Genomic DNA, 23,842 nt, shown 5'->3' with positions numbered 1-23,842 from the left:
AGCTTCAGAAAGTCGCGCCGACTGAACGATACCCCCGGCATCGGCCCCCGTTTCCTGCATTCACCAGCCTGAAATCACGGGGCTGGTTATAGACAGTTTGAGGCGGTGCGGAAACGCCTGCGTGGACCTCAGGCCGTCTTTTTCCGCTTCGGGCCGCCGGATTTAGCCCTCGGAGCGGGTTTGCTCGCCTTCACATTGCTCTTTGCGGCCGCGCTCGCCTTGCGGGATTTCGTGGGCCCCTCGCTCCCCGAAGCGCCTTTTCCTGGCCGGCGCTTGAAGAGTTCCTTCAGATAATGGCCGGTGTGGGAGCGGGGTTCGGCGGCCACATCTTCCGGCGTGCCGGCTGCCACGATCTCGCCGCCGCCATCGCCGCCCTCGGGGCCGAGATCGATGATCCAGTCCGCCGTCTTGATAACTTCGAGATTGTGCTCGATCACCACCACCGTGTTGCCGCTCTCGACCAGCTCGTGCAGCACCTCGAGGAGCTTCGCCACGTCGTGGAAATGGAGACCGGTCGTCGGCTCGTCCAGAATGTAGATCGTGCGGCCCGTCGCGCGCTTCGACAGTTCCTTGGCGAGCTTCACGCGCTGCGCTTCGCCACCCGAAAGCGTCGTCGCCTGCTGGCCGACCTTGATGTAGCCGAGGCCGACGCGCTGCAGCACTTCCATCTTGTCGCGCACCGCGGGCACGGCCTTGAAAAACGAAGCGGCCTCGTCGACCGTCATCTCAAGGACATCGGCGATCGACTTGTCCTTGAACTTCACCTCAAGCGTTTCGCGGTTGTAGCGGTGCCCGTGGCAGGCATCGCATTCCACATAGACGTCCGGCAGGAAGTGCATCTCGATCTTGATGACGCCGTCGCCCTGGCAGGCTTCGCAGCGCCCGCCCTTCACGTTGAAGGAGAAGCGGCCGGGCTTGTAGCCGCGCGCGCGGCTTTCCGGCAGTTCGGCGAACCAGTCGCGAATGAAGGTGAATGAGCCCGTATAGGTCGCCGGGTTCGAGCGCGGCGTACGGCCGATGGGCGACTGATCGATGTCGATGATCTTGTCGAGATGTTCGAGGCCGAAAATCTCGTCGAACGTGCCGGGATGTTCGCGGCTGTTGTTGAGCCTGCGGGCCACGGCCTTGTAGATCGTCTCGATAAGGAGCGTGGACTTGCCGCCGCCGGAAACGCCCGTGACACAGGTAAAAGTGCCGAGCGGAATTTCCGCCGTCACGTTCTTGAGGTTGTTCTCGCGCGCGCCCGTGATCTTCACACTCTTGCCGTTGCCCGTCCGCCGCGTCGCGGGCACCGGCACCTGCAGGAAGCCGGTGAGATATTGCCCGGTCAGGCTTTCGGGATTGGCCATGATGTCGTCGGGCGTACCCTCGGCGACGACGCGGCCGCCATGGATGCCGGCGCCCGGTCCCATGTCCACCACATGATCGGCGGTGCGGATCGCGTCCTCGTCATGCTCGACCACGATCACCGTATTGCCGAGATCGCGCAGGCGCTTCAGCGTTTCGAGCAGCCGGTCGTTGTCGCGCTGATGGAGGCCGATGGAGGGCTCGTCCAGCACGTAGAGCACGCCGGTGAGGCCGGAGCCGATCTGCGAGGCAAGCCGGATGCGCTGGCTCTCGCCGCCCGATAGCGTGCCGGAGTTGCGCGACAGCGTCAGATAGTCGAGCCCGACATTGTTGAGGAAATGCAGCCGCTCGCGGATTTCCTTCAGCACGCGGCCGGCGATCTCGTTGTGTTTCGCGCTCAGTTGCTCGCCGAGGTCGCGGTACCAGGCATCTGCTTCGCGGATCGACATCTGCGTGACTTCGCCGATGTGACGCTTGGCGATCTTCACCGCGAGCGCTTCGGGCTTCAGGCGATAGCCGCCGCAATCCTCGCAATTGGTGATGCCCTGATAGCGTTCGATTTCCTCGCGCGCCCAGGCGCTGTCCGTTTCGCGCCAGCGCCGTTCGAGGTTCGGGATCACGCCTTCGAAGGGCTTCTTCGTCTTGTAGGAGCGCATGCCGTCGTCATAGGCGAAGGTCACCGCCTCCTCGCCCGAGCCGTAAAGGATGACGTTTTGCGCTTCCTCGGGAAGCTGCGACCAGGGCGCCGTCATCGAGAACTTGTATTGCTTCGCCAGGGCCTGCAGCGTCTGCGTGTAGTAGGGCGAGGTCGAGCGCGACCAGGGCGCGATGGCCCCCTTCTTCAGCGACAGGCCGGCATCCGGCACCACGAGCTCGGGGTCCATGTAGAACTGAGTGCCGAGACCGTCGCAGGCGGGGCAGGCGCCGAAGGGATTGTTGAAGGAGAAGAGGCGCGGTTCGATTTCGTCGATGGTGAAGCCCGAAACCGGGCAGGCGAAGCGCGACGAGAAGACGATGCGTTCGGCCTCTTCGCCTTTCTTCGCATCCGCCATTTCGACCACGGCAATGCCGTCGGCGAGGTCGAGCGCGATTTCGAAACTGTCCGCAAGCCGGTTACCGAGATCGCCGCGCACGACGATGCGGTCCACCACCACGTCGATGTCGTGCTTCAGCTTCTTGTTGAGCGCGGGCACATCCGCGATCTCGTAGAAGGTGCCGTCCACCTTCACGCGCTGGAAGCCCTTCTTCTGAAGTTCGGCGAATTCCTTGCGGTACTCGCCCTTGCGGCCGCGGATGATCGGCGCCATCAGAAAGAGCCGGGTGCCTTCCGGCAGCGCCATCACGCGGTCGACCATCTGGCTGACCGTCTGGCTTTCGATCGGAAGCCCCGTTGCGGGCGAATAGGGAATGCCGATGCGCGCCCAGAGAAGACGCATGTAGTCGTAGATTTCGGTGACCGTGCCGACCGTCGAGCGCGGGTTGCGCGAGGTCGTCTTCTGCTCGATCGAAATGGCGGGCGAGAGGCCGTCGATCTGGTCGACATCCGGCTTCTGCATCATTTCGAGGAACTGGCGCGCATAGGCCGAAAGACTTTCGACATAGCGCCGCTGCCCCTCGGCATAGATCGTGTCGAAGGCGAGCGACGACTTGCCCGAACCGGACAGTCCCGTAATCACGATCAGCTCGTCGCGCGGCAGCTCCACGCTGACATCGCGCAGATTGTGCTCGCGCGCGCCGAAGACCCGGATGAAGCGGTTCTGGGTGTCGGATGCGGGTTTCTTCGAGGCAATGCTCATCGGGCCGGAACTCTCACAGGCGCGGCCTGCCCGGCGGGCGGTGCGCATCTTTCGCTGCGGGGAATGTGGCTTGGTCTCAGGCTTCATGTATGTAGGGCGGCGCGGGTGGCTTCAAGGGCTGCGAGCCCTGTGGGACAAAGAATCATGTGGCGGCGATTTCATCTTGCCGCAGATTTGCGTTTATGAGAACATAATAAGAACATAAAGCAGGGTAGCCATGCAGCAAGGGAACGCCGCAAATCAACCGGCAACACGAGAAATGGTCGAGCGCGCATTCCGGCGACAGACGGTGATCGTGGGCTGCATGATCGCTTTCTGGACGGCTCTGCTTCTCGTCGGGATTTCCCTTATTGTTTGATCCACAGCTTTTTTATCGAGAGTGCTGGTTCCGGGCGGTCCCTGCCGCTAGGGTCCGCGCAACGGGCAGCTAATCCACGAGGACAGAAACATGGCAGGCAGCGTCAACAAGGTCATCCTGGTCGGTAATCTGGGTGCCGACCCTGAAATTCGCCGCACGCAGGACGGCCGCCCCATTGCCAATCTGCGCATCGCGACCTCGGACACTTGGCGCGACAAGAATACCGGCGAGCGCAAGGAAAAGACCGAGTGGCACCGCGTCGTCGTCTTCAACGAAGGCCTCTGCAAGGTCATCGAGCAATATCTGAAGAAGGGCGCGAAGGTCTATATCGAGGGCGCGCTGCAGACCCGCAAATGGACCGACCAGTCCGGCCAGGAACGCTATTCGACCGAAGTCGTGCTGCAAGGCTTCAATTCCACGCTGACCATGCTGGACGGCCGTTCCGGCGGCGGCGCTTCGGGTGGGGGCAGCGGTGGCGATTACGGCGGCTCGGACGATTTCGGCGGCGGCTCGTCGGGCGGCGGTGGCGGCCGGGGCAATTTCTCCCAGGACCTCGACGACGAAATTCCTTTCTAGGGCGGATATCCGATGCGTGTGCTCGTCACCGGAGCTTATGGCTTCATAGGACAGCATATCGCAATCGGCTTGAAACGCGCCGGGCATGATGTTGTCGCTTGTGGACGCGATCTCGTGCTTGGCCGCCGCCTGCTGCCCGGCTTCGAGTGGCAGTTCTGCGACTTCAACAAGGACGTGGACGAGGCGGTCTGGGTTCCGGGTCTTGGGGGTGTCGATGCAATCGTCAACTGCATCGGCATTCTTCAGCCGACCCTCCGCGACTCTCACGAACGCGCACATGTCGCCGGACCCGTGGCTCTTTTTGGCGCAGCCCGGAAGGCGGGAGTTCGCCGCATAGTGCAGATATCGGCGCTCGGCGCGGAAGCCGAAGCCGGTACGGAGTACTCAGGCAGTAAGAGCGCCGGCGATGACTTTCTGAAAAGTCTCGATGTCGACTGGGTCGTTCTGAAGCCTTCGCTGGTCTATGGCCGGGGAAGCTATGGCGGAACGACGCTGGTGCGATCGCTCGCCGGACTTCCGGGTTTTGTACCGCTTGTCGACGGTGGCAAGCATATGTTTCAGCCCGTTTCGATGGACTATCTCGTAGCCGCCGTTGTCCGGCTGGTGGAGCCTGATGCGCCAGCGCGCGTCGAGCTTGCGGTCACGGGGCCGGAGCCGAAGAGTATGCGTGAGATCGCGCTTCTTCTGCGCCGCTGGCTTGGCTTTCCCGCGGCTCATGTCCTGAGCGTTCCGGCTTGGGTTGCACGGCCGGCGCTCTTCCTCGGGGATGTAGCGGGGTGGTTCGGCCTTCCCACCGCTTTCCGAAGCTCCTCCATACGTCAGATGGAGCTTGGCAACACGTCAAGTTCTGAAGCAATCGCGGCTGCGACGGGTGTCGTGCCACGGCGAATGGAAGATGAACTGGCGGACACCCCATCAACCTTGCAGGACCGTCTGCATGCTCGCAGCGCGCTCGCTGTTGCAGCGTTGCGGGTCGTGCTTGGTCTCTTCTGGGTCACGACAGGCGTTATTTCTCTCATGCCATCGGTCAATGCCGCCGCAGCGAGTTTCGTCGGAGCGACAGGGCTCGACGAAGGAGCGTCGCGCACGCTGGTCACCGCCGGTGCGTTTGCCGATATGCTTCTCGGCCTGCCGTTCCTCGTCGGGTGGCGGGTCAGGCTGTTTGGCACTCTGCAGATCGCCCTGAGTCTCTCCTATCTCGTGGTTCTCAGTATTTTTTTGCCACTGCTATGGTTTGACCCGTTCGGACCTTTGCTCAAAGTCGTGCCCATTATATTTGCGACGCTCATCGTCATGGCCTGGGCGGAGCCTCGTTGATGGACCTCTATCTCATTCTCAGGCTTGTCCACATTCTGGGCGCGGCCGTTCTTTTCGGAACGGGACTCGGGATCGCCTTTTTCATGTTCATGGCGGATCGCGACGGCAATCCTGCGCTGATTGCGGGAACGGCGCGGATCGTGGTTGTCGCGGATTTTCTTTTCACGGCGACGGCCGTTGTCACTCAACCGCTGAGCGGGATCGGTCTGGCGTTCCTGACTGGGCGCGATATCTGGGAGAGCTGGATCGTAGCGAGCCTCGGTCTCTATCTTCTGGTCGGCCTCTTCTGGCTGCCTGTCGTGTGGTTGCAACTCGAAATGAAGAAAATGGCTGAAGAAGCGGCCCTGACGGGAACGGCGCTTTCGCCACGCTATCGCCACTTCGCGCGAATCTGGTTCTGGTGTGGGTGGCCTGCATTCATATCGGTTCTGGCCATCTTTTGTCTGATGATCGCAAAACCAGTCCTTTGGTGAACACTTGCTCACGATCCTCGAAACGCTCACCGATCCCGGCAATCCGGACAAGGCCAATGAAGACGCCTTCGGCTACGAAGGCGCCTACGCATGGGTGATCGACGGCGCGACGGATGTTGCGGACGGTCCGCTGATCGGGGCCGAGACGGGCGCCCACTGGCTCGCCCATCAGGCGAGCGCGCTCTTTGCCGCCAATGCCGCCCGCTACGGCGCCGATCTTCGTAGCCTTGTCCGCTTCACTATCGAGACGCTCGCGCACCGTTTCGAGCGGGAGCGTCTTCGTCCGCCGAACGGCCGCCACGAATGGCCGAGCGCGGCCATGGCAATGATCCATGCCGGCGAAGACAAACTCGCCTGCGCCAACTTCGCCGATTGCGGCCTCATCCTTCTCGACGATGACAGCGACGAGGCGCGCGTCTTCGGGGTGAAACATACCTCGCGCGAGGCGCGCGCCATGAGCCGCACGGCGGAGCTGATCGCCGCGCTCGCGCCGGGTGAACGTCCTTTCGGCAACGCCGCCATCATGGCCTATCTGCGCGACAATCGCCGCCGTCAGAACACGGAAGAGGGCTACTGGATTCTCGGCATCGCCCCCGAGGCAGCCGCGCATATGCGCTACTGGGAAGTTCCGCTGGCGCGCCCCGTAACCGGGCTTCTCTTCAGCGACGGTTTCGGTTCCCTCGTCTTCGATTATCATCGCATCGACCCCGCGACAGCCGTGCGCCGCGCCGCGCTTGGCGGACTTCGCTCCATCGTCGCGGAGGTCCGCCACGTCGAGGCGATGGAGGATCCGGACTGCCTTTCATACCCCAGGTTCAAGCGCCACGACGACGCGACGGCGGTCCTTTTCCGGGTCGAATGAGAGGGCACCGCGGGGGCTTTCAGTCGGCGTATTTTTCTCTTTTATTTCAGCAGGTTACAACCCGCCTGCCCAAGTGTTTGAAGTTGCCGTGACGGGGCGGAACTGATAGTCTCGCAATCGGTAAATGAGAGGGATTCGGTGGAAGCCGGATGGCCTCTTTTTCGTTCCTTCAGGGTGTCGCGCGGGCGGGGTTTCGGGCCGTTGCGGCGATGCTCCCAAAAGTCAGAAAAACACTTGTCCGATACGCCAGACAGCGACATTCCGGGTGATGAGCCGGCCCCGGGCGACGATACCGGCATGGGTGACGGCCTGAACGGTTCGGGCGATCTGCCGCCCGGCGGTCCGGGAGGTTCTTCCGCCGGCGGTCCGCCGCCGGAGCGTGACGTCGCGCCCATTTCCATCGAAGAAGAGATGCGCTCGTCCTATCTCGATTACGCGATGAGCGTGATCGTGAGCCGTGCGCTGCCCGATGCGCGGGACGGCCTCAAGCCCGTCCACCGCCGCATCCTCTTCTCGATGAACGAGAACGGCTACGACTGGAACAAGCCCTATCGCAAATCCGCCCGTGTGGTCGGCGACGTCATCGGCAAGTATCATCCGCATGGCGACCAGTCGATCTACGACGCGCTGGTCCGCATGGCGCAGGATTTCTCCATGCGCCTGCCGCTGCTCGACGGGCAGGGCAATTTCGGCTCCGTCGATGGCGACCCGCCCGCCGCGATGCGTTACACCGAAGTGCGCATGGCCAAGACCGCGCATTCGCTGCTGAACGACATCGACAAGAACACGATCGACTTCAAGGACAATTACGACGGCACCGAAAGAGAACCCGTCGTTCTTCCGGCCGAACTGCCGAACCTTCTCGTCAATGGCGCGAACGGCATTGCCGTCGGCATGGCAACCAACATCCCGCCGCACAATCTCGGCGAGGTAATCGACGCCTGCATCGCGCTCATCGACAATCCGTCCATCACCATCGACGAGTTGATCGAGCACATTCCCGCGCCCGATTTCCCGACCGGCGGCATCATGCTCGGGCGGCAGGGCGCGCGTTCCGCCTATCACACGGGCAAGGGTTCCGTCGTCGTGCGCGGGCGTGTCGATATCGAGGAGGTCCGCAAGGATCGCCAGGCGCTCATCATCACCGAGATTCCCTATCAGGTGAACAAGGCGTCGATGGTGGAAAAGATCGCGGACCTCGTGCGCGAAAAGCGCATCGAGGGCATCGCCGATCTGCGCGACGAGTCCGACCGCAACGGCATGCGCGTCGTCGTGGAGCTTCGCCGCGACGCCGTGCCGGATGTTGTCCTCAACCAGCTCTACCGTTTCTCGCCCCTGCAGCAGAGCTTCGGCTGCAACATGCTGGCGCTCGATCACGGCCGTCCGGAACTGATGAACCTCAAGCAGTTCCTCGAAATCTTCGTCGCCTTCCGCGAGGAAGTGATTTCGCGGCGGACGAAGTTCGAACTCAACAAGGCGCGCGACCGGGCCCATGTGCTTGTCGGCCTCGCCATCGCGGTCGCGAATATCGACGAGGTGATCAAGCTCATCCGCACCGCGCCCGATCCGGCGTCGGCTCGCGAAAGCCTGATGGCGCGGGACTGGCCGGCGCGTGACATCGCGCCGCTCATCGCGCTCATCGACGATCCGCGTCACCGCCTCGCGGAAGACGGCACGATCCGCATGTCGGAAGAGCAGGCGAGGGCGATCCTCGAGCTCCGCCTCCAGCGTCTTACCGCGCTCGGCCGCGACGAGATCGGCGACGAACTGAAAGGCCTTGGCGAGAAGATCGAGGACTATCTCGACATTCTGCGTTCGCGCTCGCGTGTGCTTGACATCATGCGCGAGGAACTGACCGGCGTCCGCAACGAGTTCGCGACGCCGCGCCGCACCGAGATCGCGGAGGCCGAGGGCGAGTTCGAGGACGAAGACCTCATCCAGCGCGAGGACATGGTCGTCACGGTGAGCCATCACGGCTACATCAAGCGTGTGCCGCTCTCGACCTACCGGGCGCAGCGCCGCGGCGGCAAGGGCCGTTCCGGCATGTCCACGAAGGAAGAGGATTTCGTCACCCGCCTCTTCGTCGCGAATACGCACACGCCCATGCTCTTCTTCTCCTCCACGGGCATGGTCTACAAGCTCAAGGTCTGGCGCCTGCCGCAATCGACGCCCCAGGCGCGCGGCAAGGCGATGATCAACATTCTGCCGCTCGACCAGGGCGAGTACATCACCACCGTCATGCCGCTGCCCGAAGACGAAGCAAGCTGGGATAGCCTGCACGTCATGTTCGCGACGAAGAGCGGCGGCGTCCGGCGGAACAAGCTTTCGGACTTCGTCCAGATCAACCGCAACGGCAAGATCGCGATGAAGCTCGACGATGCCGGCGACAGCATCATCGGCGTCCAGATATGCACCGAGGACGACGACGTGCTGCTGACCGCCGCCGGCGGGCGCTCCGCGCGCTTTGCCGTCGCCGATGTCCGCGTCTTCGCGGGCCGCACCTCCACCGGCGTGCGCGGCATCAAGCTCGATGAGGGCGACGAGGTGATCGGCATGGCGATCCTGCGCCATGTCGATGTGACGTCTGCCGAGCGCGAGGCCTATCTCAAGCAGGCCGCCGCCATGCGCCGCGCCATGCTGGGCGAGGCGGAGGGCGAGGAAGGCCCCGCGAAGACCGATGACGAGGATGCGGACGATGCGCCCTCCGAGGAGCTGACGCTCAGCCCCGAGCGTTATGCCGAACTCGGCGCGCGGGAGCAGTTCGTGCTCGCCGTCACCGAGCGCGGCTATGGGCGGCGTTCCTCCTCCTACCGCTATCCGGCGAAGGGCCGCGGCGGCAAGGGCGTCATCGCCATGGACATCACGGAGCGCAACGGCAAACTCATCGCGTCCTTCCCCGTGGAGGACGACGACCAGATCATGCTGGTCACCGATGCGGGACAGCTCATCCGCGTGCCGGTCCACGACATCTCGATCCAGGCGCGCGGCACGCAGGGCGTCACCATTTTCCGTACCGATCCCGGCGAGCGTGTCGTTTCCGTCTCGCGTGTCGAGGAAACGGGCGAGAACGGCTCGGAAGAAGAATAGGAGAGGGCATGGCGCGCGTCGGTCTTTACCCCGGCACTTTCGACCCGATGACGAACGGACATCTCGACGTGATCCGGCGGGGTCTGAAGCTCGTCGATCATCTCGTGATCGCGATCGGCGTCAACGCCACCAAGACGCCGCTCATTTCGCTCGAGGAGCGTTTCGCGCTCATCGAGGCGGAGGCTGGCCCCATCGCGAAGGAAGTCGGCTCGAAAATCTCGACCGCCTCCTTCTCCGGCCTCGTCGTCGATGCGGCGGACGAGCACGGCGCCACCGTCATCATCCGCGGATTGCGCGGCGCGGTCGATTTCGAGTACGAGACCCAGATGGTCGGCATGAACCGCGTCATGAACCCGCATGTCGAGACGGTCTTTCTCGCCGCCTCGCCGGAAACGCAGTTCATCTCCTCGACGCTGGTGCGCCAGATCGCGTCCATGGGCGGCGACATCACGCCCTTCGTGCCGTCTTCGGTGAAGGCGAAGGTTCTGGCGGCCGTGAAGGCCCAAGGAAAGTAAGCGGCGCGAGGGCCGCATCTGACAGGAGTATCTCATGCGTGGACTGACGGCGGCACTCGTCGCTCTTTTTGCCCTGGTGGGGCTTGCGGGAAAGGCCTTCGCGCTCGACCCGGAAAACACGATCTATCTCGATCTCAAGGATGGCCGCGTCGTCATCGAGTTGCTGCCGGAAATCGCGCCGGAACATGTGAACCGCATCAAGGAGCTTTCGCGCGAAGGCTTCTATGACGGCCTTCTCTTCCACCGCGTGCTCCCCGGTTTCATGGCGCAGACGGGCGATCCGACGGCCACCGGCATGGGCGGCTCCTTCAAGGACGATCTCCGCGCCGAGTTCACGAACAAGGAAAGCTTCACGCGCGGCGCCGTCGGCATGGCCCGCTCCTCCAGCCCCAACAGCGCCAACAGCCAGTTCTTCATCGTCTTCGACGATGCGAGCTTTCTCGACGGGCAGTACACGCTGTTCGGCCGCGTCGTTGAGGGCATGGACTATGTCGACAACATCACGCCGGGCGAACCGCCTTCCAATCCCGACAAGATCGTGAAGATGCAGGTCGCGGCGGACGCCAATCAGTAAACCGAAATCGAGAAACAAATGACCGATATCAAGGATCCCGAAAACACGCTCATCCTCGAAATCCCGCATGGGAAGGTCGTGATCGAGCTGCGTCCCGATCTTGCGCCGAAACATGTTGCGCGGATCAAGGAACTCGCCCGCGAAGGCTTTTATGACGGCGTCGCCTTCCACCGCGTCATCGACGGCTTCATGGCGCAGGGCGGCGATCCGACGGGCACCGGCTCTGGCGGTTCGGGCAAGAAGCTGCCGGCCGAGTTCTCCGCCGAGCCCCATGTGCGCGGCGTCTGCTCCATGGCCCGCACGCAGGACCCGAACAGCGCTGACTGCCAGTTCTTCATCGTCTTCGGCGACGCCACCTTCCTCGACCGTCAATACACGGTCTGGGGCAAGGTCGTTTCCGGCATGGACGCCGTCGACAAGCTGAAGCGCGGCGAACCCGTGCGCGAACCCGACCGCATCGTCTCGATGCGCGTCGCGGCGGATGCGGCGTAGGCTCAGCTTCGACGCATACCCCACCGTCGTCATGGCCCGCTTCATGCGGGCCATCCACGTCTTGGTGGCAGGCACGGAAGAAAGACGTGGATGGCCCGGCCAAGCCGGGCCATGACGTTTGTTGAAAGGTGAGCGCAAAACCATGCGCGTTTCCGATTTCGATTTCGAGCTGCCCGAGGAGTTGATCGCGCTCCGGCCCGCGCGGCCGCGCGATGCGGCACGCCTGCTCGTCATCGGACCGGATGAAAACGCGCTCGCCGACCGCACCGTTCGCGATCTCCCCTCCTTTCTCGAGCCCGGCGACCTTCTCGTCTTCAACGACACGAAGGTGATCCCCGCGCGCCTCTTCGGCACGCGGACGCGCGGCGAGGCCACCGCGAAGATCGAGGTCATGCTTCATCGCCGCGTGAGCGCCTCCGAATGGCGCGCCTTTCTGCGTCCCGCGAAGAAGCTCGCCCCCGGCGAAAGCATCTCCTTTCCGGGCGGTCTTTCCGCCACCGTTGAGGAAAAGGCCGAGGGCGGCGAGGCGGGCCTGCGCTTCTCGCTCTCCGGTCCCGCGCTCGATGCCGCCATCGCCGTGGCCGGCGAAATGCCGCTGCCGCCTTACATCGCCCGCAGGCGCGCGACGGACGAGGCCGACCTCGCCGATTATCAAACGCTCTATGCCGCCGAGCCCGGCGCCGTCGCCGCGCCCACGGCGGGCCTCCATTTCACGCCGGAACTGATGGCGGCGCTCGAAGCGCGCGGCGTGCGCACCGTCCGCCTCACGCTCCATGTCGGCGCGGGCACCTTCCTTCCCGTCACGGCGGAGGACACGGATGCCCACAGGATGCATGCCGAGTGGGGCGAGATATCGGACACCGAAGCCGCCGCCATCAATGCGGCGCGCGCGGCGGGCAGGCGCATCGTCGCCGTCGGCACCACGAGCCTGCGCCTTCTCGAAAGTGCGGCGGACGCGCAAGGTGTGGTACATCCCTTCGCGAGAGAGACCTCCATCTTCATCACGCCGGGTTACCGTTTCCGGGCCGTGGACATTCTGATGACCAATTTCCACCTGCCGCGCTCGACGCTTTTCATGCTCGTCTCCGCGCTCCGCTCGACGGGCGAGATGAAGCGCGCCTATGCCCATGCGGTTGCGCAGAAGTACCGCTTTTATTCCTATGGCGACGCCACCTTGATTTACAGGGGCCTGATTTACGGGAGCGCAAAGTGAGCGCCTTCACCTTCTCGCTCAAGGCGACGGACGGCCGCGCGCGCACCGGCGCCATCTCGACGCCGCGCGGCGAAATCCGCACCCCCGCCTTCATGCCGGTCGGCACGGCGGCGACCGTCAAGGCGCTCTACCCCGAGCAGGTGCGCTCGACCGGCGCCGGCATCGTGCTCGGCAACACCTATCACCTCATGCTCCGTCCCGGCGCGGAGGAGGTCGCGGCGCTTGGCGGCCTGCACAGCTTCATGAACTGGCCGCATCCGATATTGACCGACAGCGGCGGCTTCCAGGTCATGTCGCTCTCGAAGCTCCGCAAGATGACGGAGGAGGGCGTTTCCTTCCAGTCGCATATCGACGGTTCGCGCCACATGCTCTCGCCCGAACGCTCGATCGAGATCCAGTGCCTGCTCGGCTCCGACATCCAGATGCAGCTCGACGAATGCACGCCCTTTCCGGCGACGGAAGAGGAAGCGCGCGTCTCGATGGAGATGTCGCTGCGCTGGGCGCGCCGCTCGAAGGATGCCTTCGTGCGCCAACCGCACCGCAAGGAAGGCATGGCGCTTTTCGGCATCGTGCAGGGCAGCACCTATGAGCCGCTCCGTCAGGCCTCGGCGGCGGGCCTCCGCGATATCGGTTTCGACGGCTATGCGGTCGGCGGCCTCGCGGTCGGCGAGGGGCAGGCGGAAATGCTCCGCGTCCTCGATTTCACGACGCCCGCGCTGCCGGAGGACCGCCCGCGCTATCTCATGGGCGTCGGCACGCCGGACGATCTCGTAGAGTCCGTCGCGCTCGGCATCGACATGTTCGATTGCGTGATGCCGACGCGGAACGGCCGCCACGGCCTTGCCTTCACGCGGCGGGGAAAAGTGAACCTCAAGAATGCGCGCCACGCGGCCGACCCGCGTCCGCTCGACGGGACAAGCGATTGTCCCGCCGCGCGCGACTATTCGCGCGCCTATCTCCACCACCTCATCAAGTCGGAAGAGATGCTGGGCTCCATGCTGGTGAGCTGGATCAACGTCCACTACTACCAGACCCTGATGGCCGGCATGCGCGCCGCCATCGCCGAGGGCCGCTTCGAAGCCTTCCGCGCCGCCTTCAAGCGCGACCAGGCCGAAGGCGACATCGCCGCGCTTTGAATGCGGAGAGGGCGCGGACGCTGCCTCAACATACTCGTCTTTTCCTTTCCTGCATCGTCACCCGCGGGCTTGACCCGCGGGTCCAGAAGCCGCTGCAGGCGGCGTCTCTCTTCGCAAGAGCTGGACGACGACCCCACCCGAAAAGCTTCGGACGAGTTTTTATGAAGAGGACGGCGCGTTCCGCGCCTTCTGGATTGCCGGGTCGAGCCCGGCAAAGACGAGATGGGGTGATATCGGTGGAAATCGCGGCGTTCGTTCCCGCAAATTCCCAATCCTCACAAAGCCTTGCCCGAAACCCAATCCCCCTGTTGACCCCGTGGGACGTGCCCCTTAAGTTCCGCCCACCTCAGCGAAAGGCGCGCGGATTCCCGCGCCTTCCCGGCGGGCCCTTAGCTCAGCGGTAGAGCGGCTGACTTTTAATCAGTAGGTCGATGGTTCGATCCCATCAGGGCTCACCACCTTTTTTGCGCTGTCGGTATCCAACCGGACGACGTTCCTCTCTTCAACACCTCCCCCTCGCGGGGAGGTCGATCCGCGAAGCGGATCGGGTGGGGGGCTTCTTCGCAAGACTCCATCTACAGTTGAAACGAAGCATTCGGCCGGAAGCGAAATCCGGGTTCATTGGTTCTGGTGCCGTCCGCGCCCCCCACCCGGGAAATTCGCGGGATCCACGAATTTCCCGGCCTCCCCACAAGGGGGAGGCGAAGGTTCTTCTGTTGAGTTTTCCCACCGGCCGCGTCAGCATCCCGCCATCGCAAAATCGCGCGCGAAAATGCGCCGCACCCGAAGGAAACGTCCCATGTCGCTCTCGCTCTACGATCTCACCGTCCCGAACTATCTGCAGACGCTCGGCGCCGTCTCCGGCTTCCTGAAAAAGGGCGCCGCCTTCTGCGAGGAGCAGGGCATCGCCCCGGACGAGATCGTCCAGGCGCGCATCGTCGATGACATGCTGCCCTTCAGCTTCCAGATCGCATCCATTGCGCAGCACTCGCTGGGCGCCGTCGAGGCCGCCCGGAGCGGCACGGCGCAGCCGCCCAGGGATCCCGGCACCTACACCTATGCCGATCTTCAGAAGCTCGTCGACGACGCGCAGGCGGGCCTCGAAAAGGTGACGCCGGACGCGCTCAACGCCTGCGAGGGCAAGGACGTGATCTTCCATCTCGGCAAGCACCAGCTTCCCTTCACGGCGGAGAACTTCCTGCTCTCCTTCGCCTTCCCGAACTTCTATTTCCACGCGACGACCGCCTACGACATCCTGCGCGCACGCGGCGTGAAACTCGGCAAGGTCGATTTCCTCGGCCGGATGCGCATGAAGATGTGACGTTTCGAACGGAGGACGGATGCCGTCCAATCCGCCCGGCTGATCCCTCACGCCCTCACGTGAAGATCATCTTCGCGCCCGCGACGACGAGCACGGCGGCAAGCGCATAGCGAATGCCGGGCACGGGGAGCAGGCGCGTGCCGAGTTGCGTGCCGATGAGGCCGCCGGCGAGAACGGCCACACCCCATATGGGAAGCGCGGCGGGAAGCACCGCGGTCGAAAAGCTCGTCCCGGCGAGACCCGAAATCGAATTCAGCAGGATGAAGGTCGCGGCGATGCCCGACGCGTGTCTTGTCGGTGCCCATCGCATGAAGAGGAGAAGCGGGCTCAGGAAGATGCCGCCGCCCGTGCCGGTGAGCCCTGCCAGCAGGCCGAGTGCGCCGCCCGCCGCTATGGAGGCGGGGAGCGGCGGGCGGTGCGCCGTCGCGTCGACCGCTACCGCCTGCCGTGCCGTGCGCGCCATTTGCGCTGCGGAGAAGAGCAGCACGATGCCCACGAGCGGACGATAGTAAGCGGGTGGAATGTCGATGGAGCCGCCGATGAATGCCGCCGGTATCGAGGCGGCGACGAAGGGCAGGAGGAGCTTCAGGTCGTTCTGCCCGGCGCGGCTGTAGCGGTAGACGGCAATCGAGGCGACGATGATGTTCAGCCCAAGCGCCGTCGGCCGCATCGCCTCCGGTGCCAGACCGAAGAGGGCCATGGCCGCAAGATAACCCGACGCACCGGCATGCCCGACCGACGAATAGAGGATGGAGGCGGCGAAGATCAGCAACCCCAGCAAGAAGTCTTCCGCCGTCACGCCGCTGTTCCCCTGTCGCCCGTCATGTTTCAGCTTCTCATCTATATGTTGCGCCGCAAGGAGCCAAGCCCTCTAGACGCGCCGGTGGAGCAGGGCGAAAGACGACATATCGGCGTCAATTTCCGTGTGTATCAAGTGAAACGAGACAAAATCGTACACTCTTGTTAACGCTGTCGGGCTAGCCTCCCTTGCGAATGTCGGCACGGCGGGAATACCGGATGACAGGGCATAAAGAGGAAATCGGCCAGACGCTTCGCGAGGCCCGTCAGGCGGCGGGACTGACGCTGAAGGATATTGCGGATGCGATCCGCATCAGGCCCATCTATCTGCAGGCGATCGAGGCTGCCCAGTTCGAGCTTCTGCCGGCACTGCCGCAGACGGTCGGCTTCACGCGCGCCTATGCGAAATATCTCGACGTCGATGTCGAACGGCCGCTGTCGCGTCTCGGCGAAGAAGTGCATGAGACGATCGGGCAGGTCGATTATTCCGAACCGGAACTTCCCTGGACCATGGTTTCGTACAGGCGGATCGCCTGGGTTGCGGGCGGGGCGGTGCTCGGTCTCGCGCTCGCGGCGCTGCTCGTCATCGATTTGGGGCCGCCGCCCGGCGAGGTCGCCGTCGCATCCTTCGAAGCGGAAAAGGCCGCTCTCGCAGCGGCTTCTGCGCCGCGCGCCGTGAAGACACCCGCCGCCGGCAATGTGCTTCTTCCCTCCGCGCAGGCGGACACCACCGCTCCCTTGCTGACGGAAATGGTTTCCCGCACACCGCGCGCCGAGGCGCCCGCCACCGTGCAGCAGGCGTCCTTCACGCAGGAATCCGAAACATCATTCGTTGCAGAACACCGCTCTGCCCAGGTCTCATCGCCGCAGGACGCGGTTGTTGCGGCTGAAGATCGATCCGTGTCCGGAGTATCCGTCGCAGCCGCGGACCCGGCGCCCGCGGCCGCTCCCGAAACGGAGGCCGCGCCCTTCGCCGATCCGCATTTTGCGGCCGGCAGCGTCTATATCCGCTCCAGGCCGGACAATGCGGGCAAGGTCGTGGGCGTGCTCGAGGCTTGCGAGCGGATCGGGCTTCTCGGTCAGGACAGCACGAATTACTGGCGTGAAGTGACGCGCCAGGACGGGACGAGCGGCTGGGTCTTCCGCGACTATGTGCGCGGCGAGGTGCCGGCGAGCTGCTCCTGATATCCGCGTCGTCTGCCGGATCGGGTTATCCCCCCAAGCGGGGATAACGCTGCGATTTGTGACGTTTTCATTGCATTACGATGACAGTGACTTCCGGTTCCGAAACGATGGCGGAAAACCGGGGGCGCGAATTGTGACAGTCGCACCTGACTTTTACTCGATCACGTCGACGAACTGCTCCCTGTCGGCATCGTAAACCGACAGGATTCCGGTGCCGATCCCGTAGAACCAGCCGTGGAGCTTCAGCTCGCCGCTGCGTTCGCGCTCGGCGATGAAGGGGAAGGTGCGCAGCCGGTCGAGCGAGGCGACGACGGCCTGCTGTTCCATCAGGCGCAGCGTCGACGGACGGTCAAGATCGCCATGTTTTTCAATGACTTGGGCGGCGACGTCGCCCGCGAGCGAGATCCAGTTCGGCACGAAGTCGCCCGGCGGCGGCGTGCCCCTGGCGCCGTCATGGAGCGCCTCGATGCCGCCGCATCCGGCGTGGCCCATGACGATTACATCCTTGATTCCCAATGACTTGACGCCAAATTCCAGCGCCGCGCTGGTGCCGTGATAGTGGCTGTCTGGCTCGTAGGGTGGCACCAGGTTGGCCACGTTGCGCACCACGAAGAGCTCGCCGGGGTCCGACTGGAACACCATCGCCGGGTCCGTGCGGCTGTCGCAGCAGGCGATCACGAGCGCCTTGGGTTTCTGGCGTCGTGCGGCAAGTGCCTGATATCGTTCCTCATTCTGGCGGTACTGGCCTTTGCGGAAGGCGCGGTAACCGGCAATCAAGCTGTCGATGGCGTCGTCCATTGCATCAATCCCATTGGTCTGTCGGCGTCAATCGTGAGGCCTACATACACAAGCATGCCGCCTGGCGAAAGCCGCTCCTCACCCGCTAAATTTCGAAGGCGGTTGCCCAAATTGTCGCCAATTGCCTGCAAAGTAATCGCCCTTCCTCCGCCCCCTCATTCCTTGCCCTTTGAGGCGCCAATACACTGGAAAAGGCCCGAAATCTGCATAGAGTCCGGCCTTGGGGGCGCGAGGACCGCGCTGGATGATTTTGATGGGGAACGACATGTCGGTTGCTGAACTCCTCGGGAATATGTCCCTGGAGACCCAGGTTACGATTGGGGGGCTGATCCTTCTGTTTGTGATGCTCACCGCGCTGATTGCCAGCAGCCGCCGGAACCAGCGGGAAATGGAAGAGGCTCGCAGCGAGCGCGAAATGAAGGCGCGCTTTGAGGCGCTGATGCGCAAGCTGGAAGGGAAGGCTATAAGCCGGAGCGGCCGCGTCATGCCTGCGGTTGCGCGGGCGCGTCCCGTCCGGCGCACGGCCGACCGGCATGTTCCTGCTGCGCGTTGCGGCCAGCCGGTGGAGCGAAAGGCAGGGCGATAGAATTTTCTCGCCGAACTGGCTGAATGCATCATCTTTCCGGCCCAATTCGCACTTGCAATGCCTCGCACGGGAGATTAAATCACAGACCACAACGGGGTTTGGTATTTAACCTCTGTTTTTTCATGTGGTTTGTGGCGGCGGCGCGGTGCGTTGCCGGGCAGGAAGGCAGTCATGGATCGTCTCGATCAGCTCGAAAGCCAGAGCATTTTCATCTTCCGCGAAGCGTTCAACCGGATCGAGAATATCGCGATGCTGTGGTCGTTGGGGAAGGACTCCAACGTCATGATCTGGCTCGCACGGAAGGCATTCTTCGGCCACGTTCCCTTTCCGGTCATGCATGTCGACACGGAAAAGAAGTTTCCGGAAATGTACGAGTTCCGCGACCGCTATGCGGCGGAGTGGAACCTGAACTTCATCCGCGAGCTCTGCCCGCCGATTGAGGAGATCGACGATACGCTGCCGCCGGCTGCCCGTTCCGCGGCGCGCAAGACCGCAGGTCTCAAGAAGGCCATCGAGAAGCACAAGTTCAACGCGCTCTTCGCCGGCATCCGCCGCGACGAAGAAGCGACCCGCGCCAAGGAGCGCGTCTTCAGCCCGCGCGGCGCGACCGGCCAGTGGGACTTCAAGGACCAGCCGCCCGAATTCTGGGACCAGTTCAAGACGGACTTCCCTCCGGGGACGCATATTCGCGTGCACCCGCTGCTGCACTGGACGGAAATCGACATCTGGCTCTACACGCTGCGTGAACAGATCCCGACGATCCCGCTTTATTTCGCCAAGGACGGCAAGCGTTTCCGTTCGCTTGGCGACAAAGACATCACTTCCCCGGTGGCGAGCACCGCGACCACCATCGAGGAAATCATCGAAGAACTTCGGACGACAAGGATCTCCGAGCGTTCCGGCCGCGCCATGGACCACGAGTCGGAAGACGCTTTCGAGCGTCTTCGCGCCGACGGCTATCTGTAAGGGAGAGTGCATATGCCCGAAGCATCCGAAGCCAAGGTGAGGCTTGCCGCCGTGAATCAGAACCCGTCCTCGATGCGCGACTTGCTGCGTATCGTCATCGTCGGCCATGTCGACCATGGCAAGTCCACGCTTGTGGGCCGCATGTTCCACGACACGGGCTCGCTGCCCGATGGCAAATACGAGTCCATCAAGGCGATGTGCGAGCGCCGCGGCGTTCCCTTCGAATGGGCCTTTCTCATGGACGCGCTGCAGGCGGAGCGCGACCAGGGCATCACCATCGATACGAGCCAGATCTGGTTCAAGACGGACGCGCGCGACTACACGATCATCGATGCGCCGGGCCACAAGGAATTCCTGAAGAACATGATCACGGGTGCGGCGCAGTCCGATGCGGCGCTCCTCATTATCGATGCCGCCGAGGGCGTGCGCGAACAATCGCGCCGTCACGGCTATCTGCTGCATCTCCTTGGCATCCGGCAAGTCGCCGTCGCCGTCAACAAGATGGACCTGATCAATTACGAGAAGGATCAGTTCGACCTGATCGAGCAGGAATATCGCGACTACCTCACCTCTATCGGTGTGACGCCGACCTTCGTCATCCCGGTGTCGGCACGCGCAGGCGACAACATCGTGACGCCGTCCGAAGCCATGGCCTGGTACAAGGGTCCGACGGTGGTGAAGGCGCTCGACAGCTTCATGCCGAACGCCTCCCCGGTCGACCGTCCGCTGCGATTCCCCGTGCAGGACGTCTACAAGTTCGATCACCGCCGCATCATCGCGGGCCGCATCGAGGAAGGGCGCTTCTCCGTCGGCGACGAGATCGTGTTCTCGCCGTCCAACAAGAAGGCGCGCGTCAAATCCATCGAATACTGGTCGACAGTGCCCGGAAAGCAGGCGCCGACCGAAGCGATTGCGGGCGAGTCCGTCGGCATTACGCTCGATGAGCAGATATTCGTCGAACGTGGCGAGCTCATCAGCCATGCCGAGGAAGCGCCGATCGAGACGGACGTCTTCCGCGCCCGGATATTCTGGCTCGGGCAGGAGCCGATGACCAAGGGCAAGAGCTACCGCATCAAACTCGGTACGCTCGAGGCGCCGGTCACCATTCAGTCGATCGAGAGCATCATCGACACGAGCGACCTGTCGAACACTTCCTCGCATCAGGTCGAGCGCAACCAGGTCGCCGAAATCGTCATTCGCGCGCGCCGCATGCTGGCGCTCGACGAGTTTTCCGTGGCGCCCCGCACCGGCCGCTTCGTTCTCATCGACAAGTACGACATCGCCGGTGGCGGTATCGTTTCGATGGAAGGTTATGCCGACCAGCGCGGCCTCATCACGTCGCGTTCCACAAATATCACGCGCGTCGAACATGGCGTCACCGCCGAGCAGCGCATCTTCCGCAATGGCCATAAGGGCGGCGTCCTCTGGTTCACGGGCCTGTCCGGCGCCGGCAAGTCGACCGTCGCCGTGGCGCTGGAGAAAAAGCTCTTCGACAAGGGATATAACGTCTACGTGCTGGACGGGGATAACGTTCGCCACGGCCTCAACGCCAATCTGAGCTTCTCGCCGGAAGACCGCGCTGAAAACATCCGCCGTGTCGGCGAAGTGGCGGCGCTCTTCGCGCGCGCGGGGGTGATCGTCATCACCTCCTTCATTTCGCCTTACCGTTCGGACCGCGACCGCGCGCGGCAGGCATCCGACAAGGACTTCCACGAGATTTTTGTGAAGGCCGACGTCGCGACCTGCGAGGCGCGAGATCCGAAGGGTCTCTACAAGAAGGCCCGTTCGGGTGAAATCAAGGATTTCACCGGCATTTCCGCACCGTATGAGGCGCCGGAGAGCCCGGAGCTCGTGGTCGATACCTCGGCGCTTCCCGTGGATGAATCCGTCGCGATGCTCGTCAACTATGTGGAGACGAAATTCAAGGTATAACCTCGCCTACGTCACGTTTAAGGCAAGGTAAGCCATGAGCATTCTGGTAACTGGCGGCGCGGGCTATATCGGCAGCCACGCCGTCATCGATCTTCTCAGTGCAGGCGAGGAAGTTGTCGTTCTCGACAATCTCTCCACCGGGTTCGATTGGGCTGTCCAGGACGCGGCGCGCCTCTACGCCGGGGATATCGCCGATACCGCGCTGGTCGAGCGTATTCTGCGCGATCACGCGGTGGAGGGGGTTATCCATTTCGCCGGCTCGATCGTCGTGCCGGAATCCGTCAGCGATCCGCTGAAGTACTACCTCAACAACACGGCGAAATCGCGCTCGCTGATCGAAAGCTGCGTTGCCGGTGGCGTTCGCCATTTCATCTTTTCCTCCACAGCAGCCGTCTATGGGATGCTCGAAGTCTCGCCCGCAACGGAAGAGGCGGCTCTCAACCCAATGTCGCCCTATGGCCGCTCCAAGCTCATGACGGAGTGGATGCTGCAGGATGTGGCGGCGGCACATGACCTGACTTACGCAGCTCTGCGATATTTCAACGTTGCTGGTGCGGACCCTGAAGGCCGTGTCGGTCAGTCCACGGCGAATGCGACGCATCTGATCAAGGTTGCCTGCCAGACCGCGCTTGGCCAGAGGCCTTACCTCGAAGTGTTTGGCGGCGACTATCCGACACCGGACGGTACCTGCGTCCGGGACTACATCCATGTCAGCGATCTTGCCAATGCGCATACCGCAGCCCTCCATTACCTTCGGGGCGGCGGGGAGAGCATTGTCGCCAATTGCGGGTATGGGCACGGTTTCTCGGTTCGCGAGGTCATTGGGGCGGTTGAGCGCGCTGCCGGGCATCCCTTTGAAGTCCGGCAGGCGCCCCGGCGCGCGGGCGATCCGGCGTCGATCGTCTCGGACCCGGCGCGCGTCAAAAGCACTCTCGGCTGGCGGCCCGCTTACGACGATCTCGACACGATCGTGACCCATGCGCTTGCCTGGGAGAAGCACCTGCGCGAGCGCAATCGCTGACGTTTCCCTTAACGTATTCCTGAATGAATCAGGGCAACATAGTGAAACATAAATTCATTTCCAGGCCGGAGCCGGGAGATGCACATTTCCGCCGCGCGGCACGGAATTCGGGACCAGGAGAAGCATCGAGGCCATGACGTCGAACGCTCATAGCACCGTCATCCTTGCGGCGGGCAAAGGCACCCGCATGAAGTCGAACCTGCCGAAGGTGCTGCATGAAATTGCCGGCCGGCCGATGCTCGGGCATGTCCTGGCGAACACCAGGTTCGGCGGCAAAACGGTTCTCGTCGTCGGTCCCGACATGGATGATGTGGCCGCTTACGCCCGCGGCGTGCGGCAGGACCTTTCCGTCGTCGTGCAGTTGAACCAGCGGGGAACGGGCGACGCAGCCCGCACGGCGCTGCCTGAAATCATCCATGAAGACGGCGTCGTTCTCGTGGTCTTCGGCGATACGCCGCTCGTTCGCGCGGAGACGCTCGCGGACATGGCGGACACCTGCCGAAAGAGCGGCAATATCGTTATCCTCGGTTTCGAGGCGAAAGACCCGGCCGGCTACGGGCGCGTCGTGCTCAAAGACGGCAAGGTCCGCCGTATCGTCGAGCACAAGGATGCGACGGAGGCGGAGCGTTCCATCCGTCTCTGCTTCGGAGGACCCATGGCCGTTCCGGCCGGGCATTTCGGCGCGCTCCTAGGTGGGCTCACCAACGACAATGCGCAGGGTGAGTACTACCTGACCGACCTCGTGGCGCTTGGACGCGGCGCGGGCCTCGACTGCATTTGCGTTACTTGTCCGGAAGCGGACATTCAGGGCGTGAATAGCCGTGCCGACCTCGCTGCGGCCGAAGCGTCGCTGCAAAGGCGGATGCGTCAGGCCGCGATGGCCGAAGGCGTCACCTTTCTCGATCCGGACACGGTCTATCTGAGCTTCGATACAAAACTCGGTCGCGATGTCACGGTGGGTCAGAATGTCGTCTTCGGTCCCGGTTGCGAGATTGCGGATGGCGTTCTCATCAAGGCTTTTTCTCATCTCGAAGGAGCCAGGGTTTCGGAAGGAGCGCAGATCGGGCCGTTCGCACGCATCCGGCCGGGTTCCGAAATTGGCCGCAAGGCGCGGATCGGAAACTTCGTCGAGACTAAGAAGGCCAAAATCGAGGAGGGTGCGAAGGTCAACCACCTCTCCTATATCGGTGATGCGCGGGTCGGTGCGGGGGCGAATATCGGCGCCGGCACGATCACCTGCAATTACGACGGCTACAACAAGTTCTTCACCGATATCGGCGCTGGTGCCTTTGTCGGCTCGAACTCCTCGCTCGTCGCACCTGTGAAGATTGGAGACGGCGCCTATCTCGGTTCGGGCAGCGTGGTCACGAAGGATGTGAGTGCGGATGCTCTTGCGGTTGCGCGAGGGCGGCAGATGGAGAAACCCGGCTGGGCGAAGGCCTTCCGGGCGCAGAACGAAGACATCAAAAAACAATCCTCGGGCGAGTGA

20 protein-coding genes and 1 tRNA gene are annotated in these 23,842 nt (G+C 63.3%); 18 read left to right on the top strand and 3 right to left on the bottom strand.

Annotated features, from left to right (window positions below):
* Positions 1–128: 128 nt before the first annotated feature.
* Complete coding sequence (gene uvrA, locus ACKUUH_RS06785; protein WP_407949128.1) at positions 129–3,143, bottom strand: excinuclease ABC subunit UvrA; 3,015 nt, start codon at positions 3,141–3,143, stop codon at positions 129–131.
* Positions 3,144–3,591: 448 nt separating this feature from the next.
* Here uvrA and ACKUUH_RS06780 point away from each other — a divergent pair, with 448 nt between their 5' ends.
* The 12 genes from ACKUUH_RS06780 to ACKUUH_RS06725 all read left to right on the top strand — a co-directional run bounded on the left by ACKUUH_RS06780 (position 3,592) and on the right by ACKUUH_RS06725 (position 15,067).
* Entirely contained in the window at positions 3,592–4,077 is a 486-nt protein-coding gene (locus ACKUUH_RS06780; RefSeq protein WP_407949127.1) for a single-stranded DNA-binding protein, read from the top strand.
* Positions 4,078–4,089: 12 nt separating this feature from the next.
* On the top strand, positions 4,090–5,394 hold the full coding sequence (locus ACKUUH_RS06775) for an SDR family oxidoreductase (RefSeq protein WP_407949126.1): 1,305 nt from the start codon (positions 4,090–4,092) through the stop codon (positions 5,392–5,394).
* Positions 5,394–5,867 (top strand): DUF2269 family protein, encoded by a 474-nt coding sequence (locus tag ACKUUH_RS06770; RefSeq protein ID WP_407949125.1) that lies wholly within the window; start codon positions 5,394–5,396, stop codon positions 5,865–5,867. Before ACKUUH_RS06775 ends, ACKUUH_RS06770 begins: the two co-directional genes overlap by 1 nt.
* Positions 5,868–5,871: 4 nt before the next feature.
* Positions 5,872–6,729 carry a hypothetical protein gene (locus ACKUUH_RS06765; RefSeq protein WP_407949124.1) on the top strand — a complete coding sequence of 286 codons (858 nt, stop codon included), beginning with the start codon at positions 5,872–5,874 and terminating at the stop codon, positions 6,727–6,729.
* Between the two features lie 309 nt (positions 6,730–7,038).
* A complete protein-coding gene (gene gyrA / locus ACKUUH_RS06760) occupies positions 7,039–9,816 on the top strand; it encodes a DNA gyrase subunit A (RefSeq protein WP_407949130.1) in 2,778 nt (925 codons plus the stop codon).
* Positions 9,817–9,824: 8 nt separating this feature from the next.
* Entirely contained in the window at positions 9,825–10,331 is a 507-nt protein-coding gene (coaD, locus tag ACKUUH_RS06755; RefSeq protein WP_407949123.1) for a pantetheine-phosphate adenylyltransferase, read from the top strand.
* 34 nt (positions 10,332–10,365) lie between these two features.
* Entirely contained in the window at positions 10,366–10,905 is a 540-nt protein-coding gene (locus ACKUUH_RS06750) for a peptidylprolyl isomerase (RefSeq protein WP_407949122.1), read from the top strand.
* Between the two features lie 18 nt (positions 10,906–10,923).
* Positions 10,924–11,397, top strand: a complete 474-nt coding sequence (locus ACKUUH_RS06745; protein ID WP_407949121.1) for a peptidylprolyl isomerase — start codon at positions 10,924–10,926, stop codon at positions 11,395–11,397.
* Positions 11,398–11,539: 142 nt separating this feature from the next.
* Positions 11,540–12,610 carry a tRNA preQ1(34) S-adenosylmethionine ribosyltransferase-isomerase QueA gene (gene queA, locus ACKUUH_RS06740; RefSeq protein ID WP_407949120.1) on the top strand — a complete coding sequence of 357 codons (1,071 nt, stop codon included), beginning with the start codon at positions 11,540–11,542 and terminating at the stop codon, positions 12,608–12,610.
* The gene (gene tgt / locus ACKUUH_RS06735; RefSeq protein WP_407949118.1) at positions 12,607–13,746 is read left to right on the top strand and encodes a tRNA guanosine(34) transglycosylase Tgt; all 1,140 of its coding nucleotides are present in this window, start codon (positions 12,607–12,609) and stop codon (positions 13,744–13,746) included. The genes queA and tgt overlap by 4 nt, the downstream gene beginning before the upstream one ends.
* A gap of 383 nt (positions 13,747–14,129) precedes the next feature.
* Positions 14,130–14,204, top strand: a tRNA-Lys gene (locus ACKUUH_RS06730).
* Positions 14,205–14,545: 341 nt separating this feature from the next.
* Positions 14,546–15,067: a DUF1993 family protein gene (locus ACKUUH_RS06725; RefSeq protein WP_407949117.1), complete on the top strand. Its 522-nt coding sequence runs from the start codon at positions 14,546–14,548 to the stop codon at positions 15,065–15,067.
* Positions 15,068–15,122: 55 nt separating this feature from the next.
* Here the strand turns inward: ACKUUH_RS06725 and ACKUUH_RS06720 are convergent, their stop codons facing one another.
* Complete coding sequence (locus ACKUUH_RS06720) at positions 15,123–15,866, bottom strand: sulfite exporter TauE/SafE family protein (RefSeq protein WP_407949116.1); 744 nt, start codon at positions 15,864–15,866, stop codon at positions 15,123–15,125.
* Positions 15,867–16,084: 218 nt separating this feature from the next.
* Between ACKUUH_RS06720 and ACKUUH_RS06715 the strand changes: the two genes are divergently transcribed.
* The gene (locus tag ACKUUH_RS06715) at positions 16,085–17,050 is read left to right on the top strand and encodes a helix-turn-helix domain-containing protein (RefSeq protein WP_407949115.1); all 966 of its coding nucleotides are present in this window, start codon (positions 16,085–16,087) and stop codon (positions 17,048–17,050) included.
* A gap of 153 nt (positions 17,051–17,203) precedes the next feature.
* Here ACKUUH_RS06715 and ACKUUH_RS06710 read toward each other — a convergent pair whose 3' ends face one another.
* Entirely contained in the window at positions 17,204–17,848 is a 645-nt protein-coding gene (locus ACKUUH_RS06710) for a carbonic anhydrase (protein ID WP_407949113.1), read from the bottom strand.
* 244 nt (positions 17,849–18,092) lie between these two features.
* Between ACKUUH_RS06710 and ACKUUH_RS06705 the strand changes: the two genes are divergently transcribed.
* From ACKUUH_RS06705 to glmU, 5 genes are all read left to right on the top strand, one after another.
* The gene (locus tag ACKUUH_RS06705) at positions 18,093–18,434 is read left to right on the top strand and encodes a hypothetical protein (RefSeq protein WP_407949112.1); all 342 of its coding nucleotides are present in this window, start codon (positions 18,093–18,095) and stop codon (positions 18,432–18,434) included.
* Between the two features lie 171 nt (positions 18,435–18,605).
* Positions 18,606–19,400, top strand: a complete 795-nt coding sequence (cysD, locus tag ACKUUH_RS06700; protein ID WP_407949111.1) for a sulfate adenylyltransferase subunit CysD — start codon at positions 18,606–18,608, stop codon at positions 19,398–19,400.
* 12 nt (positions 19,401–19,412) lie between these two features.
* Positions 19,413–21,332, top strand: coding sequence for an adenylyl-sulfate kinase (gene cysC / locus ACKUUH_RS06695; protein ID WP_407949110.1), 1,920 nt, complete (start codon positions 19,413–19,415; stop codon positions 21,330–21,332).
* A gap of 34 nt (positions 21,333–21,366) precedes the next feature.
* Positions 21,367–22,353, top strand: a complete 987-nt coding sequence (gene galE, locus ACKUUH_RS06690) for a UDP-glucose 4-epimerase GalE (RefSeq protein ID WP_407949109.1) — start codon at positions 21,367–21,369, stop codon at positions 22,351–22,353.
* Positions 22,354–22,486: 133 nt separating this feature from the next.
* The gene (gene glmU / locus ACKUUH_RS06685) at positions 22,487–23,842 is read left to right on the top strand and encodes a bifunctional UDP-N-acetylglucosamine diphosphorylase/glucosamine-1-phosphate N-acetyltransferase GlmU (RefSeq protein WP_407949108.1); all 1,356 of its coding nucleotides are present in this window, start codon (positions 22,487–22,489) and stop codon (positions 23,840–23,842) included.

The sequence above is a fragment of the Parvibaculum sp. genome (genome assembly GCF_045863935.1).
Taxonomy (GTDB): domain Bacteria; phylum Pseudomonadota; class Alphaproteobacteria; order Parvibaculales; family Parvibaculaceae; genus Parvibaculum.
The sequence above is the reverse complement of the archived record's forward strand: the minus strand, read 5'-3'. Positions and strand labels throughout refer to the sequence as shown.

What these genes read in the sequence shown, in the direction of transcription:
- uvrA (WP_407949128.1), bottom strand. Translation starts at nt 3,143, where the DNA reads ATGAGCATTGCCTCGAAGAAACCCGCATCCGACACCCAGAACCGCTTC.
- ACKUUH_RS06780 (WP_407949127.1), top strand. Translation starts at nt 3,592, where the DNA reads ATGGCAGGCAGCGTCAACAAGGTCATCCTGGTCGGTAATCTGGGTGCC.
- ACKUUH_RS06775 (WP_407949126.1), top strand. Translation starts at nt 4,090, where the DNA reads ATGCGTGTGCTCGTCACCGGAGCTTATGGCTTCATAGGACAGCATATC.
- ACKUUH_RS06770 (WP_407949125.1), top strand. Translation starts at nt 5,394, where the DNA reads ATGGACCTCTATCTCATTCTCAGGCTTGTCCACATTCTGGGCGCGGCC.
- coaD (WP_407949123.1), top strand. Translation starts at nt 9,825, where the DNA reads ATGGCGCGCGTCGGTCTTTACCCCGGCACTTTCGACCCGATGACGAAC.
- ACKUUH_RS06750 (WP_407949122.1), top strand. Translation starts at nt 10,366, where the DNA reads ATGCGTGGACTGACGGCGGCACTCGTCGCTCTTTTTGCCCTGGTGGGG.
- ACKUUH_RS06745 (WP_407949121.1), top strand. Translation starts at nt 10,924, where the DNA reads ATGACCGATATCAAGGATCCCGAAAACACGCTCATCCTCGAAATCCCG.
- queA (WP_407949120.1), top strand. Translation starts at nt 11,540, where the DNA reads ATGCGCGTTTCCGATTTCGATTTCGAGCTGCCCGAGGAGTTGATCGCG.
- ACKUUH_RS06725 (WP_407949117.1), top strand. Translation starts at nt 14,546, where the DNA reads ATGTCGCTCTCGCTCTACGATCTCACCGTCCCGAACTATCTGCAGACG.
- ACKUUH_RS06715 (WP_407949115.1), top strand. Translation starts at nt 16,085, where the DNA reads ATGACAGGGCATAAAGAGGAAATCGGCCAGACGCTTCGCGAGGCCCGT.
- ACKUUH_RS06710 (WP_407949113.1), bottom strand. Translation starts at nt 17,848, where the DNA reads ATGGACGACGCCATCGACAGCTTGATTGCCGGTTACCGCGCCTTCCGC.
- ACKUUH_RS06705 (WP_407949112.1), top strand. Translation starts at nt 18,093, where the DNA reads ATGATTTTGATGGGGAACGACATGTCGGTTGCTGAACTCCTCGGGAAT.
- cysD (WP_407949111.1), top strand. Translation starts at nt 18,606, where the DNA reads ATGGATCGTCTCGATCAGCTCGAAAGCCAGAGCATTTTCATCTTCCGC.
- cysC (WP_407949110.1), top strand. Translation starts at nt 19,413, where the DNA reads ATGCCCGAAGCATCCGAAGCCAAGGTGAGGCTTGCCGCCGTGAATCAG.
- galE (WP_407949109.1), top strand. Translation starts at nt 21,367, where the DNA reads ATGAGCATTCTGGTAACTGGCGGCGCGGGCTATATCGGCAGCCACGCC.
- glmU (WP_407949108.1), top strand. Translation starts at nt 22,487, where the DNA reads ATGACGTCGAACGCTCATAGCACCGTCATCCTTGCGGCGGGCAAAGGC.